The organism is Parachlamydia acanthamoebae (assembly GCF_000875975.1).
Lineage (GTDB): Bacteria > Chlamydiota > Chlamydiia > Chlamydiales > Parachlamydiaceae > Parachlamydia > Parachlamydia acanthamoebae.
Window position 1 is genome coordinate 733,888 of sequence record NZ_BAWW01000066.1, and the last position, 13,726, is coordinate 747,613.

The 13,726-nt window shown below is 38.1% G+C and carries 11 protein-coding genes and 2 pseudogenes; 6 read left to right on the plus strand and 7 right to left on the minus strand.

Annotation, left to right across the window (positions count from 1 at the left end; all coding sequences use genetic code 11):
* The first annotated feature begins 179 nt into the window (after nucleotides 1-179).
* Complete coding sequence (locus AOM43_RS12780) at nucleotides 180-1,502, plus strand: hypothetical protein (protein ID WP_059360583.1); 1,323 nt, start codon at nucleotides 180-182, stop codon at nucleotides 1,500-1,502.
* Here AOM43_RS12780 and AOM43_RS12785 read toward each other — a convergent pair.
* Entirely contained in the window at nucleotides 1,499-2,890 is a 1,392-nt protein-coding gene (locus AOM43_RS12785; RefSeq protein ID WP_059360585.1) for a Na(+)-translocating NADH-quinone reductase subunit A, read from the minus strand. The two genes, AOM43_RS12780 and AOM43_RS12785, sit on opposite strands and share 4 nt — an antisense overlap.
* A 128-nt stretch (nucleotides 2,891-3,018) precedes the next feature.
* Nucleotides 3,019-3,981: a hypothetical protein gene (locus AOM43_RS12790; protein WP_059360587.1), complete on the minus strand. Its 963-nt coding sequence runs from the start codon at nucleotides 3,979-3,981 to the stop codon at nucleotides 3,019-3,021.
* A 140-nt stretch (nucleotides 3,982-4,121) separates the two neighbouring features.
* Here AOM43_RS12790 and AOM43_RS12795 point away from each other — a divergent pair, with 140 nt between their 5' ends.
* A complete protein-coding gene (locus tag AOM43_RS12795; RefSeq protein WP_226987538.1) occupies nucleotides 4,122-5,366 on the plus strand; it encodes a hypothetical protein in 1,245 nt (414 codons plus the stop codon).
* Here the strand turns inward: AOM43_RS12795 and AOM43_RS12800 are convergent.
* Nucleotides 5,327-6,007: an RluA family pseudouridine synthase gene (locus AOM43_RS12800; RefSeq protein ID WP_013925713.1), complete on the minus strand. Its 681-nt coding sequence runs from the start codon at nucleotides 6,005-6,007 to the stop codon at nucleotides 5,327-5,329. The two genes, AOM43_RS12795 and AOM43_RS12800, sit on opposite strands and share 40 nt — an antisense overlap.
* The gene (locus tag AOM43_RS12805) at nucleotides 6,004-6,837 is read right to left on the minus strand and encodes a TrmH family RNA methyltransferase (RefSeq protein ID WP_006340446.1); all 834 of its coding nucleotides are present in this window, start codon (nucleotides 6,835-6,837) and stop codon (nucleotides 6,004-6,006) included. Before AOM43_RS12805 ends, AOM43_RS12800 begins: the two co-directional genes overlap by 4 nt.
* Before the next feature lie 138 nt (nucleotides 6,838-6,975).
* Here AOM43_RS12805 and ade point away from each other — a divergent pair, with 138 nt between their 5' ends.
* Nucleotides 6,976-8,631 (plus strand): adenine deaminase, encoded by a 1,656-nt coding sequence (ade, locus tag AOM43_RS12810; RefSeq protein WP_013925712.1) that lies wholly within the window; start codon nucleotides 6,976-6,978, stop codon nucleotides 8,629-8,631.
* Nucleotides 8,632-9,243: 612 nt separating this feature from the next.
* Nucleotides 9,244-9,552 carry a hypothetical protein gene (locus tag AOM43_RS12820; protein ID WP_013925711.1) on the plus strand — a complete coding sequence of 103 codons (309 nt, stop codon included), beginning with the start codon at nucleotides 9,244-9,246 and terminating at the stop codon, nucleotides 9,550-9,552.
* Between the two features lie 89 nt (nucleotides 9,553-9,641).
* Here the strand turns inward: AOM43_RS12820 and AOM43_RS13205 are convergent.
* Nucleotides 9,642-10,341, minus strand: a pseudogene (locus AOM43_RS13205) (transposase); the annotation flags it as partial.
* A 100-nt stretch (nucleotides 10,342-10,441) separates the two neighbouring features.
* Between AOM43_RS13205 and AOM43_RS13355 the strand changes: the two are divergent.
* A pseudogene (locus AOM43_RS13355) lies at nucleotides 10,442-10,875 on the plus strand (transposase); the annotation flags it as partial.
* A gap of 75 nt (nucleotides 10,876-10,950) precedes the next feature.
* On the opposite strand, the gene AOM43_RS12830 reads toward AOM43_RS13355, so the two are convergent.
* Both AOM43_RS12830 and AOM43_RS12845 read right to left on the minus strand, forming a co-directional pair.
* Nucleotides 10,951-11,583 carry a hypothetical protein gene (locus AOM43_RS12830; protein WP_079891773.1) on the minus strand — a complete coding sequence of 211 codons (633 nt, stop codon included), beginning with the start codon at nucleotides 11,581-11,583 and terminating at the stop codon, nucleotides 10,951-10,953.
* A gap of 590 nt (nucleotides 11,584-12,173) precedes the next feature.
* Nucleotides 12,174-13,079 (minus strand): hypothetical protein, encoded by a 906-nt coding sequence (locus AOM43_RS12845; RefSeq protein WP_193374870.1) that lies wholly within the window; start codon nucleotides 13,077-13,079, stop codon nucleotides 12,174-12,176.
* 81 nt (nucleotides 13,080-13,160) lie between these two features.
* Here AOM43_RS12845 and AOM43_RS12850 point away from each other — a divergent pair, with 81 nt between their 5' ends.
* Nucleotides 13,161-13,652, plus strand: a complete 492-nt coding sequence (locus tag AOM43_RS12850) for a helix-turn-helix domain-containing protein (protein ID WP_226987539.1) — start codon at nucleotides 13,161-13,163, stop codon at nucleotides 13,650-13,652.
* Nucleotides 13,653-13,726: the final 74 nt, after the last annotated feature.

Genomic DNA, 13,726 nt, shown 5'->3' on the forward strand with positions numbered 1-13,726 from the left:
CAAGAATTTGATGCAGAAATGCGGTTTTTATTAATTTATTAATTAAGATTTGAATTGTGTAATTAAAAATTTAATTAAAAAACGAATGTGTTACAATAAGGATAACTAAAAGAAATTTGAAAAAATAAATAATTTTGAAATGTTTTTTTTCCTATCAATTTTCCTCTTAAGGGGGAGCCATGGAAGACAAAAAATTCAAACGGCTGATGTCTCAGAACGATTTGCTCGTTTTCTTTTTTAAAAATCATCCCATCTCCCCTCAAACGAAAGCAAGAAATGACAAGCTAAACTATGCTTTTCGACAAATTAAAGATGAAGAAAGGGTAAGTGGAGCAATCAATGCGCTGTTTTATCATGTTCCAGCCCATCGTTTAGCTTTTTTTGAAGAAAAGAGTCCTCAAACAGTTAAGCGATTGTTCATCGTGGCTGAGGATCTTTTGGCAGGGAAATTTGGTTCCATTGGTGTGGAAGCTGCTAAGACCATGACAAATTTACTTTTTCAGGAAAAAATTCTACAAAAGCTGATGCTCATTGACCTGCTTTTATCAGATCAAGAAGCGCAAGAATGGCCAGAAGTTTTGCTCCCCTTAGCTGACGATCAACATTTTAAAAAAATGGTTGCATTCCTTTCAAGGCTGAATCCTGAACAGTTGGGAGAACAGATTTTTTCATCCGATAAATTGGATTCGTTAGTCGAAACGCTTTTTTGGAGAAGAGAAACGTATTTAGCTGTCGAGCAGCTACTGCGCAAATATCTATCTAATTTGTTAAATCCTTCGCATGTTGCAGTGGATTTACTAATCGAGCATGAAGAACCGATCGAAAAATCAGTCAAAGTTGTTGAGCAAATTAAAAATCCTACAGAAAAATCAAAATCTTTGGTCAGTATTATTAAACGATTAATGCAGACCAATCGGATAGAAAAGGCTTTGGATACAGTCAGATCTATTCAAGTAGATAAAGTCCGAACTAAACCACTCGTTCAGCTGATCGATCAGTTACTCAACCCGAGCCGTTCACAATTTGAAAAAATGTTGTACGCGAATCAAGTTGAGCAGGCGATTGGTCTTGCGAAAAATGTCAAAGATGTTATCGAACGGGACAAAATCCTACAGAAAATTGCGTATACACTTGCCAAGAAAGATCAGCTGCACATGGCAGAAGAAGTTACTGCTTTAATTTCTAATAAGGAAGGACGAGAAGCTTCCCTAAGTAGCATTGTCAATGCACTTTCTTCGATTCATCGCTATAAACAAGCCAAAATTTTAGCGGCCTCCATCAAAGATCAAGATTTTCGCGAAGATGCATATAGCTACATTGTTAAAGCATTGTTGCTAGATCATCAGATCGATGAAGCCATTGCTTTTGTTGAATCCATTGAAAATTCGATTGAACGATCAAAGGCTGCCAAGATTTTGCTTAGCAGCTTCATTTCGCATCATGATTTAGAACGGTCTGACCAAATTCGAGAAAAGTTTGAACTTGTCAGACAACGGCTTTAGCTTGATAATTCTTTCGCGTATTGACGTAAGCCATTTTTGATGATTTCAGTCATTTCCATTTTGGAAGGACAGACGAAGGTTGGCAAAGCAAAATCTTCACTATCCACTTCTAACAATCCAAGAATTTCAGCAAGATCGTAATCTTCTGCCAAGACAGATTTGACTAGCTCCATACAAGGAACTTCTAGAGGCATGACTTTATTGTAAAGCGAACTGTCGATAAATGCGCGATGTTCCCCGTGTCGATTTGTCGTAAAATCATACTCGCGGTGAGAATTATCGAAGTGGCCAGAAGCATAAGCACGGCTAAAGGAATACTTATCCGTTCCCAAACGGAAGAAGTGCAAAAATTCCCGTGTTGTGTTTTCGGGGACAATTGAAAGCGCATGGTGGTAAAAACCCAAAAAGTCGTCAGCTTCTGCTCGCTCTCCCATCAGAGGATCACCAGAAATAAAGCGGTTAAAGCCTTTGCGGATTTTGCCAGCGACTAAGCGGTTAATAGGATAGCCTGAGCGAACCTTATAATACCCAATTTGGTTATCAATAACACCGGGGCCGGCGATGCTAATCACACGTTCCGTCAAGATTTTTCCATTTGTTAGGAAATAGCCAATGGCAGCGACATCGGCTGCAGTAAGAGTCCATAAAATATCTTCTGGCGAGCGGATCGGATCGATGTGTTGGATATGCAAAGACACATTCCCAATGGGATGTGGCCCCTTTACTGTGTGTTTTTCAACATGTTGTGCTTGTAAAAATGTTTGAGATGGGGTGTCTTCTTTGTAAACGAGATGGACTTTTCCTGATGTTAACTTAGCTAAAGCATTGAGACCTGTTTGAAAATCTTTTTCATGACCCTGGATTTGAAGTTCTGCGGGAGGCACAAAAGGTGCAGATTCGACTGCTTTTACAAAAATAGCCCTAGGGACTTTTTCGGGATTTGCCAGAGTGTTAAACGGTCTTGAGCGAATATAAGCGAATAATCCGCCTACTTTTAAACGTTCAATAATGTCTTCTTTGGACGCTTTATCTAAATCTAAAGGAGAATAGGTTTGGTATTCTTCCTCTTTTGCGACTTCAATCACAATATCGAGAAGGCGTCTCTTAAGTCCTCTGCGAATTTCTTTAATTACACCTGCAGCTGGAGAGACAAACATACGGCCTGTTGCTTCTTTATCTTCAGCAAGAGGCTGTCCAATTTTAACTTTTTCATCCACTTTAGCGAGCAGCCTAAATTTGGTCTCTTCGAAAGGCTTTAAATTAAGCGAAATCAAAACGGGTTGATGCGCTACACCGGCTTCTCCAGAAGCGATAAGAGGTTTAATTTCTCCAGAAGGTTTGCCTTTAATAGGAATATCAAGGCCTTTGGTAATGTTTATTTGCGTCATTCATAAACCTCATGTCAATGGGAAGAATCTATTTTAGATTAAACCATGAACTTAATAAAAATCAGAGATTTTTCGCAAGGAAGGTGTTTAGAAGAAATCATCTTATTCAGGTTCAGGACATGCGGATTTTACAAAAGACTCGCAGATGCTTGCAGTCGATAAAAACGGGTATCAGACAGTTGGGAATGAGTCTGGTATATTTTAAATGCAGCAGAGAAAGCGTGTGCACGGTGAACACCGGATAAATTCAGCAAGCCTGCATTGGGATCGTAAAATAATTCCAATCCATTTTCTTTAATGTAGACCATGGAATGTCCGCAATGTTCAAGCTTTTCATTGTCGCACGGTTTAATCATTCGAATGAAGTAAGTACCTTCAGGTAATTTAGCCACTTCATTTTCAATTTCTTGTGTCTTACGCGCGCTATGCATTGTAAATGCTTCCGAGGCATAATTGATCATGAAGTGGTGCAAGTTAGCTAAGGACTGGATTTTATTTTTTGAATAGTCAATAGAATAAGTGGGTCGTGTGACTTGAATCGTATTGAAAGCAGCTTGCCGAATGCGCATTTCCGTGTTGCTTTTTGCGAATTTTTTGCCGATTTTTTTCATATGCGTTAAGACTTGGTGATTTGGAAGCCCCTGGGTTTTCTTTCGCACTTTAAAATATTCTTCGGCGAATGCCAGAGACATTGCAGAACATGTACCCCCTTCAATTTGGGATGGAATATAATTTTCATTAAAGTCAATTCCGGATGCCCGCTCTTGTTTAAGTTGATGGAAAACTTTCACTGCTTTTTGAGTGGCCACTTTGCCAGAACAGCCATATTGGCTTCCCTTAAAGATCCAAGGATTTTGAGGAGTAGAAGGAGATGAAGCTCGTTTATATTTAGCGAGACTCCCTTCAATAATGGTGGCAATGAGTCCTACGAAAGGGGTCAATTCAATAGCGGCAATGATTCGATGTCCCCATTTTTGGGAAGGATGTTTCTTGGCTTCTTTTAGATGCCTTAATCCATACTTAGATACAAATATAGTTTGTAATGCATCTAATTTAGAAAGATTGTAATCGGATAGTATGTAATTATACATAAAAAAATTACATCATAGTTATTTGTTTAAAATCAATTTTAATTAATTTCCTATATGGAATTGCTCTGCTGAGATAGATTTCTTTCTGTTATTTAAGAAATTTGTTAGGATGCATAAAAATGAGCATAAAGGTTTTTGCAATGGGTACGATTTTTTCTGCTTTGCTGAGTTTATTTCTTGTAATACGTCCTCTTCACATAGAGGGGCGGGAATCTGAATGGCTATTTGCGAGTATTGTTGGATTTGTGGCCATTATTTTTCTTCTAGTTCTTTTTCTATTAATGACGATGGCGTGGACTCCCTTGGGAAAAGCGGAGGAAAATTTTACTTGGCGTATTTTGGAACTTTATCAAAAAGATACAAACAATTTTCTGGCAACTGTCTGGGTTGTTTTTTTTCTGATAGCCTCTATTGCGTGTGTATTAGATTTAATTTGGGCCCACCAAATTCCTTCTGAATATATGATTCCCCTCTGGGTACTTTTATTTGGGATCACAATTGATGCTTGTTTTTATAAAGTCAAAAAAGTTTATGCGTATTTGACCCCTTTTGGCGTCATTCAGATGTTTGCCAATCAAGCTAAAAAAAGCGTTCAAGATGAAAAAGAACTTGATCTTTGCCATTGGATTGAGGCCCTTTCTGAAGTCGCATTTAAAGCACTCGAAAGACTTAGTACGTCTGTTTGCCATGAGTCAATTAATGAAATGCAAAAAACCATGCGTTTCTTTTTAGAATCTTCCAAAAGCATTAGTCATCATGAGCAGGACTCTCAATCACTTGCCATGGGTGTAAAAGATAAAGTGGGATATACCCTATTTTATTTTTTTCAAAGATTAGAATTGATTCATGAAAAAGCTGTGCAGTCAAAGTTAGAAATGACTTCAGAGCAGGTAATATCTGCCTTAGGAAAATTGACACTGGATGCTGCCAAATATGATCTGTCCGTTGTCAGTTATCCTGTCCATTATATCGGGAAATTTGCCTTAAAATCTCAAGCTGCAGAGCTATCTGAAGTGGGCACGAAAGCAACATTGATTTTGGTGGAAGTAACGAAGGCGATTGTCAGTCAGGTCGATCTGTCTTATCAAGAATTGCAAGAACCTTTTTTAGCGATTATTAATAATCTTGAGAAAATTGCCAAAGAAACATTTAGGCAAAACAAATCTATCAACTTAAAACTGCTTGTGCAGCCTTTTAAAGATCTTAAAGAGCTTTTTGAGAAAAATGAGAAAATTGCAAATCATCAAGATAAGCCTATGCTAGTACAAGCCTTGGATCGGATTATTGATGAATTCAATACGCTAGAAGTTGTTTTAAAGACAATGCCACCTATTTCAGACTTTACTCAAAGTAGCTTATCATCAGAAAGCGGCAACGGCCAATAGTTTGGCAAAGGTGCCTTAAACGTCAAAGATGTATTGAGGGTTGGGTGTGCAATGACAAGCTGGTGGTGATGCAGAGCGATAAGACCAACTTCTAAATTTTTAGTATTCCCATACCTTAAATCACCGATGATCGGACATCCAATGTGGCTAAGCTGTGCACGAATTTGGTGATAACGTCCTGTGATCAAGTCAATCTTTAAAAGCGAAAGAGGACCTTGCTGGTGGATGATTTGGTAGTCTAATCGAGATCGTTTAGCATCATCAACAGGATGATTATAAACTTTGGCATGATGATGATCATGGGTCAAGTAATGCTCTAAAATGCCTTCAGATTGAGAAATTGGGCGATCAATACAGGCAAGGTAGGTCTTTTTACAGTGTTTTTCGCGCATTTGTTTAGAAAGTCTGGATAAAGCTTTGCTTGTGCGCGCAAATAACAATATACCACTTGCGGGTTTGTCTAAACGGTGAACTGCATGTAAAAAAATATTGCCTTCTTTATTTTTATCCTGTTTAACCCATTGTTTGCATAAGGCTTCTAAGCTTTCAGGATTGAGATCTGTTGGCTGCGTGAGTAGACCAGCAGGTTTATTGACAACGAGGAGATGGTTGTCGGCATACAAAATATCGATATCGCTCACTTCTTTCCCTTTCGCTGTCTCAGAGCTTCATAAAGCAGAATCGTTGTGGCCATTGCAACATTGAGAGAGTCGGCAATTCCGTACATTGGAATGCGCACTTGGATGTCTGCTTGTTCCATCCATTGAGGAGAAAGGCCGAGTTGCTCTGTGCCAACTGCGATTGCCAGAGGTCCTGTTAAATCGATATCGGCTAATTCTTGTTTAGCGTGGGGCGTTGCTGCCAAGATAGAAATTCCTTTTTGCTTAAGCCATTGCAACGTTTCTGCACCTTGCGATTCAATAACAGGAACTGTGAACAAAGTTCCCACACTTGCGCGAACCACATTTGGATTATGAATATCGGTGCAGGCATCGCATACAATCAATGCATCTAGGCCTACTGCGTCGGAGCAGCGTAAAATGGTGCCCAGATTGCCAGGTTTTTCGATGGCTTCCGCGACAATGAGAAAAGGATTGTTTTGGTTTTTAAGTTGTTTACCTAAATCTTCTAGAGATAGATGGAATTGAGGTGCGATGGCAATCAAGCCATCTGGTCGGTCTCTGTAGGAAAGTTTCTTAAAAACAGATTCTGTGCATTGGTAGAGAGAGGCACCTGTTTTGGCGATTTTTTGTATCAAGCTTGCTTCATTAGTGCCCAAATAAAGTTCAGGACAAAAGAAAAGCGTCTCCATTTTTCGACCCGCATCCACTGCGCGTAGAAGTTCTCGATAACCTTCAATGAGAAAAAGATCGGTTTGTTTCCGAGCATGTCTTTCTCTGAGCTTAACGGCTTGTTTGATTTTGGGATTTTGCAAGCTCGTAATGAGCAAAGGATCTGCTTGATTGTTCATAATGGGCAAAAATGCTTATCTAAGAATTAGTAGTAAAAATTTAAAATATCTGTTTTCATAGAGAACATGATAGTCAAATAGAGATCTTTTATCAAATGAAATTTGTTAAAATTGGTAACAATAGACAAAGGAAGGATAATGATGAAAGAGTTTACTTTGACAGGAAATATTGTAGATATTCTGTCTAAAAAAATTTTTCCCGGTAGTGTCACCGTGCGCGATGGAAAAATCGTAGCTGTGAAATCGCAAGATAAAATCACTTCTCAACAATTCATTTTACCAGGATTTATTGATGCGCATGTGCATGTGGAAAGTTCGATGCTTGTGCCTTCAGAATTTGCACGCCTAGCCGTACCACACGGTACAGTTGCGACCGTTTCCGATCCCCATGAAATAGGCAATGTGTTGGGAATTGAGGGCGTGCGTTACATGATTCAGAATGGAAATCAAGTCCCTTTTCATTTTTATTTTGGAGCCCCATCTTGTGTGCCTGCGACATCCTTTGAAACATCTGGAGCGACGATTTCCGCTAAGGAATTGCGTGCATTATTTGAGCAGGACAAATTGAAATATTTAAGTGAGATGATGAATTATCCGGGAGTATTGGCACGAGATTCAGTTGTAATGGATAAAATTCAGATCGCCCAAGAGCTCGGTCTCCCTATTGATGGGCATGCGCCAGGATTAAAAGGAACTGAAGCGGAGAGATATATTTCTGCAGGGATTTCGACAGATCATGAATGCTACACTCTTGAAGAGGCCCTGGATAAGATAAAATATGGGATGAAGATTCTCATTCGTGAGGGTTCTGCTGCCAAAAATTATGCAGCCCTGCATCCTCTCATTGAGTCTCATCCACAGCAAGTCATGTTTTGCAGTGATGATAAGCATCCACATGAACTAGTTAAAGGGCATATTAATCAATTAGTTAAACGATCCATTGTCGAGTACGGCTATGAGGTGATGGATGTTTTACGGTGTGCGTCATATCATCCAGTTGAGCATTATAAGTTGGATGTGGGACTCTTGCGCGTGGGAGATTCTGCTGATTTTATTGTGGTGGATAATTTACGCGACTTGACGGTTTTACGCACCTATATCAAAGGACTGTTGGTCTCTCAAAGAGGGGAATCTTTGATCCATTCGATTGAAAGTGATGTTGTAAACCACTTTAATGTTTCCATGAAAAAAGAGGAGGATTTTACTATCCAGGCCACAGCTGACATCATTCAGGTGATTGGGGCCCTCGATGGAGAGTTAATTACAAAAAAACTACAAGCTAAGGCAAAAGTTGTCGGAAATCATTTTGTTTCGGATCCTCAGCAAGATGTTTTAAAATTAGTTGTGGTTAACCGATATAAAGAGGCTCCTATTGCAGGCGCGTTTATTCATGGTTTTGGATTAAAAGAGGGGGCCTTAGCTTCTTGTATTGCGCATGATTCTCACAATATTATTGCAGTTGGGGTATCAGATCGAGAACTTTGCCACGCTGTGAATGCGGTGATTGAGAATCGAGGTGGAATTTCAGTGGTAAATCAGGATTCGGTCGATGTTTTACCGCTCCCTATTGCCGGAATTATGAGTCATCAAGATGGCTATCAGGTAGCTAAAAGTTATGCACAATTAGATGAAAAAGTGAAACAACTTGGAAGTCCCTTGCATGCACCTTTTATGACACTCTCCTTTATGGCCCTTTTGGTCATTCCCTCTTTAAAATTGAGTGACAAGGGGCTGTTTGATGGAACAGCCTTTAAATTTACATCCTTAGGGCTGGATACTGCTATCAAAACTTAGGGCGTTATTTTTCCTGGTAAACCAACCTTTTCCTTGCCCTTTTCTGAGGTCTTTGGAAAAAAATGGTGATTAATAGCTAGGCAAAGCTTTTGTGTAATTTTATCTAAACGATGATTGACTGCCAGTGAGAGGAATTTTGGATAATTTTCTTTAGGAATTTCATTCCAATCAACAGTCATTTCGACTTGTGAAGGTTGTTGTTGCTCGGATATGGTTTCTAATCTTTCTGCGGCAAATAAGCAAGGTATAAAAAAATCTTCTATTTTGTAACGATTGCCTAATGAATAAGCTGAATAATCATTATTTTATTCAGGTTCTTATTGTGTTTTAAGATTTCATTTGCCCGATCAAGACCGTAAGCAAGCATGTCACTTATGAAAAGGTTTTGTGATATGGTTAAAAATTCAAAAAGCATTTCTAAATTTCCATTAAAAGCACTTGTCTTGCTCTCATAAATGACTAATTGAATTCGGGCGCTTTGCGTCAGAAAACAAGAAGAAACGAAATGAAGGAAAACCAGAGACGTTCAATTTCCTAGGCTTCACACATATATGTGGAAAGACAAGAAAGAATGGAAAGTTTACAATCTGGAGGCAAACGATTAAGAAGAAAATGCATAAGAAACTGGAGGAAGTCAAAGATGAACTCAAGAAACGTATGCATGAACCTATCCAATGCACCGGTAAATGGCTAAAGGCTGTAGCAACAGGACACTTTAGATACTATGGAGTACCTGGAAGCTATGAGGCTATGAACGATTTTGGACATTTAATAGCGCAGAAATGGAAACAATCTCTTAAAAGAAGAAGCCAGAAAGCTGCTATTACATGGGAGAAAATGACTAAGCTGATGGACCGATGGATACATTTACCGCGAATCTGTCATAAATATCCGAGCGAACGATTTGGTGTCACTATCTGAGGGAAGAGCCGTATGCGGTAATTCTGCACGTACGGATCTGTGCGGGGGATATTCCTACCGCGACCACTCATAGCTTTCTCACGTAAAATTTTTAGTTCTCGAAAAGCCATTTGATTTGCTATCAAAATAAGCTTGTATTTCAAAGCAAAGTGATTCAATGAGGTCCTAATTTTCAAAAATTCAAGCTTGCAAAAAGACACAATTGATGCAAAAATGTGATTCTTTTGAGCGCGAACCACCTTTATTGGTGACTTCTCAAGGCTTGCGTTTTGCTTTATCGATTTATGATACTCCTCTATTCGCCTCCTTTTTTGGTAGACTTCATAAATTCGGTCAGCATCGCTGTCTAAATCGTTTGTAACAATGTCTTTTTTCTTTTCTTGTTTTTACATCGCAAAAATGCAAGTCTTTGCTAATAACTTCATAGCCTATTGGAAGAGCTATTTCAACATAACCAACCAGGCATGATAAAATGTTTATCCCTTTAACGCAGCGTCCTTTTGCATGAGAAAAGTGCCAGCTGACGATTTCGTTCTCATCTGTATAAGGCTTCTCCTCAATTGCATCATCGATGATCAATACTCCTCCTTTTGTTTGCTCATGCCTACGCACATCTGCTTTGACATATTGCCATAAATCTTTTGACCCGTAGTCATTGCGATTTAAAAATCTTGTAATCTGGTCATGACTAATCTCTCCTTCCAAAAGGTTTGAAAGTCCAATAGCTGTTGCATGTTGGTTTTGACAAATCAGATAGTCAGTATAGATATCTAGAATGTCTTGAGGCATTTTTCTTCCATTTTTCAGAAAGAAATTTATACTTTCAAAACACTCTTTTCAATCTTTAATGCGTAAGGTGAGTAAATAAATTCCATCATTTTAAGAAGGTTATTTTTTGAAAAGTGGTTGTCAGTGGTGTATGTTACCCAAAGAGTCGTCTAAATGGGAACTTTGCTATTATTATTTTAGTCCATGGAATCAAAAAGATTATCATAACTCTGAAAATATCCTCGAGTAAGTTTTAAAAAAAATGGTTGGAGAGGTCGTCAAAACAGTGGTCGGAAAGAGAAAACCAGTTTTATAATAATTGATGCACAAAACATTAAGTATACGGATATAGCTGAAAATAGAGGATATGATGTCGGAAAAAAGATCATAGGCATAAAACGTACATAGCCCCGTAGACACTCAAGGATTACCTCATGTAATTCATATAACCACAGCTGGCTGGAAAAATGCAGAAGGTTATGGAAAAACTGCGAGAGAAAGCTTAATACCAGCTTAAATCTGGCCTTTGTAGTTCTTCCTTTAAAAAGATTTTAAATGGGTTCTAAGACGTTACACGGAATGATTTTTTAAAAAGAAGCAAGATATTTAAAAAAACAAGAAGGGACCCCATTATTTTTTCTCTCCTGCTCCATTAACCAAATGTTCGTCCATAAGATAACCTATACCAGAACCAATACAAAAATCACCCATTTGTTTAATAATAGGCACACCCAACTGAGTACCTACAACTTCAGCAAGTACTCCAGCTAGAATCAATGACCAGCCAACTTCAAGACGCGCAGATATGAGAATTTCCTCTTCTGGATTTTTTAAATCATTTTTAGACTTTTGAAGAAAGTCTAAATATTCAAGCTCCGCATTGTATTCGATATCATAGGCAAGACAGTCTGCCATGTATGCATGTTTGTGATTAATTCGCTTTTCCTTAAGTTTGATAAGTTTTTTAAATTTTTTGAAATCATCTTTTTGGATTTTAATACCACTCTTCTTAATTTTCTGCTCAACAATATTTAACATCTCATCCATGTTAATTTTTGCGTTAAGACACGCCTCAGCTTCTTGCTTAAACTCAAACATAGTTTTAATGAGTTTGGAGTTGTCTGAACGATTAGCATATTTCTTCATCTTTTCAGCAAGATTTTGCAATTTTACCGCGTAGACAATATCGCCAATTGTTATCGAGGAGCTGCTTGGATCGGTAGTGTACTTAGCGAAAAAGAAACAGCTGTACAGAATAAACATACCCTGTTAACAGAAAGAGAACGGAAAAAATCAACCATTGTACAGCCTTTCGTTTTTGGTTTTCTTCGGTGGATTTCATTTTATTTAAAAAATCATAAATAGGAAAAGATAGGGCGTATGAGAATACAATTGACTCAGCGATAATGCCGGCTAGTTTCATTGCATATATAAGAAAAAAATTCATTTGCATCTTTATTTTTTTTAAAATTTTAACGATATATTAGTCTGAAATAAGGAACAAGGAGTATTTGTAGCATGTTTCGCAATTAAATAGGGCATTTCTAACAATTGAAGAACGTCCATCTCTTTGATAGTGTTATCGTTATTACCGATAGAAAAGTGCTCGATAAGCAAATCCGCAATACGATTAAGCATTTGTCCAGGTGTGGAATTGCCCCTATAAAAACGGACCATTAGCCCGCTATTTTTAACAGTAATTCCCGCCAGAAACAAAATAACATGTCAATTTTAGAAGAATTAATTTTTTTACAAGGTAAACCCATAAGCTCTTTTGAAGCCTGTTTTTGAAGATCGAGGAATTTGCTAAAGAACACAAAATACAATCAAACCTACGGGAACACGACTTGCAATTATGAGATATTCAACTGGTATCTGACAGCTATACGCCGATAAAGATCTTCCCATGATTCAAATGTCATGTACTGAATCAGTACCCTGATCGTTTCACATAACACTCGAAAATCACCTAATCTTTTGCGGATTGTCTGAAATAATCTGCAAGCTATTGCCTGAACTTGATCTATAAGAAATGCTATCATCATCAGCAGGCATAAATTGGTCGATAGATACTTCTTGCCGTGGCCGTAATTGTGTTCAAAATTGTATTCTAAGTTTTTTAGCGTGTTGAAGGTTTCATTTTCAATTTTCCATCTAGCGCGTCCTCCTCTCATTAGTACAAAAACGTTTTCTGAGGTAATACAAATGTTTGTCACCCACGAAAATCTAAGCTCTTTACCCTTAGGGTCTATTTGCATATATTGTTCTCTTCTAAAGTTCTCTATAAATCTTTTAGTAGCATTGCGTTCACAGTCGTTTTTAATTGATCCATCTTCATTCTGAATGACTTCTGGGCATAAAGGGATAACAATCGACTTGTCTGGATGAACGATGCAAGCACCCAACATTTGATGGTAATATGTCACAGGGCCATTTTGATGTTCTTTTTTACAGCATTGAGCACAGCAAATAGCGTTTGAAGAAAATTCTCCTGTGGCATCCAGAGCTAAAAGATAATAACCATCTAAAAATTCAAACTCTTCTAGACATTTCCCTCGTTGAACTTCAGTGAAAATTTTCTTGAATATTGGTCGTATATGTTTTGGCTCGAGCTCATCTAAACGCTCTCTCAAACAGGTATCGGATGGGAAATGCTTTACATGGTAGAGAGCTTTGAGGTTGTCATCAAGGATTTTTCGTTGTTGATCATATTGCAGTAGTGATGGGAATTTTAAACCAAAGACGGATAAACCAGACATAATACCATTTTTCAAAATTAAAATCATAAATTGAAAAAAATGAGACTTGTGATATGATTCTCCACTTTTGAGAAGGATGATATGAGAGGTCGGAAAGCAAAGCCTATAGAAGGAATTGATAAACATGATTTTGACAAATTGGCACGTTCAGAAGGTTCTGCAAGTGAAAGAAAGCGATTTTTAGCTTTTGCTCACATAAAAGATGGAAGGAGTTTTTCCGAAGCTGCCCGTATGGTTAGAGTACAGCCCCGCACTGTAATTGTGTGGGTTAAAAATTTTCGTAAACGGGGACTAGAAGGATTGCGGCAGCAAAGAGGCGCTGGAGCTAAGCGTCTTATTTGTGAAGAAGCAGAAAAAATGATATGCAAAACTATAGATGAAATGCAAAAGAATCGCCCTGGAGGCCGGGTTAGAGGTCGTGATATATGGGAGATAGTGAATAAAAATTATGGAATAAGTTTATCTAACGGCAGTTTGTACAGACTCTTACATCGTGCCGGTTTGTCATGGATTACAGGAAGATCCCAACATCCGAAAATGGGAACTATGCTATTAGACATCTTTCGAAATTAAACTTTTGAGTGTATATTAGAGCCTCAAAATCAGGAGGCTACATGAAATTTGAGACAGTTAAAGAATTAGATGAA

Coding starts and splice junctions, on each gene's coding strand:
- AOM43_RS12850 (WP_226987539.1), top strand. CDS start 13,161: ATGAGAGGTCGGAAAGCAAAGCCTATAGAAGGAATTGATAAACATGAT.
- AOM43_RS12805 (WP_006340446.1), bottom strand. CDS start 6,837: ATGAACAATCAAGCAGATCCTTTGCTCATTACGAGCTTGCAAAATCCC.
- AOM43_RS12785 (WP_059360585.1), bottom strand. CDS start 2,890: ATGACGCAAATAAACATTACCAAAGGCCTTGATATTCCTATTAAAGGC.
- AOM43_RS12830 (WP_079891773.1), bottom strand. CDS start 11,583: ATGTTTATTCTGTACAGCTGTTTCTTTTTCGCTAAGTACACTACCGAT.
- AOM43_RS12845 (WP_193374870.1), bottom strand. CDS start 13,079: ATGTCTGGTTTATCCGTCTTTGGTTTAAAATTCCCATCACTACTGCAA.
- ade (WP_013925712.1), top strand. CDS start 6,976: ATGATGAAAGAGTTTACTTTGACAGGAAATATTGTAGATATTCTGTCT.
- AOM43_RS12790 (WP_059360587.1), bottom strand. CDS start 3,981: ATGTATAATTACATACTATCCGATTACAATCTTTCTAAATTAGATGCA.
- AOM43_RS12795 (WP_226987538.1), top strand. CDS start 4,122: ATGGGTACGATTTTTTCTGCTTTGCTGAGTTTATTTCTTGTAATACGT.
- AOM43_RS12780 (WP_059360583.1), top strand. CDS start 180: ATGGAAGACAAAAAATTCAAACGGCTGATGTCTCAGAACGATTTGCTC.
- AOM43_RS12820 (WP_013925711.1), top strand. CDS start 9,244: ATGCATAAGAAACTGGAGGAAGTCAAAGATGAACTCAAGAAACGTATG.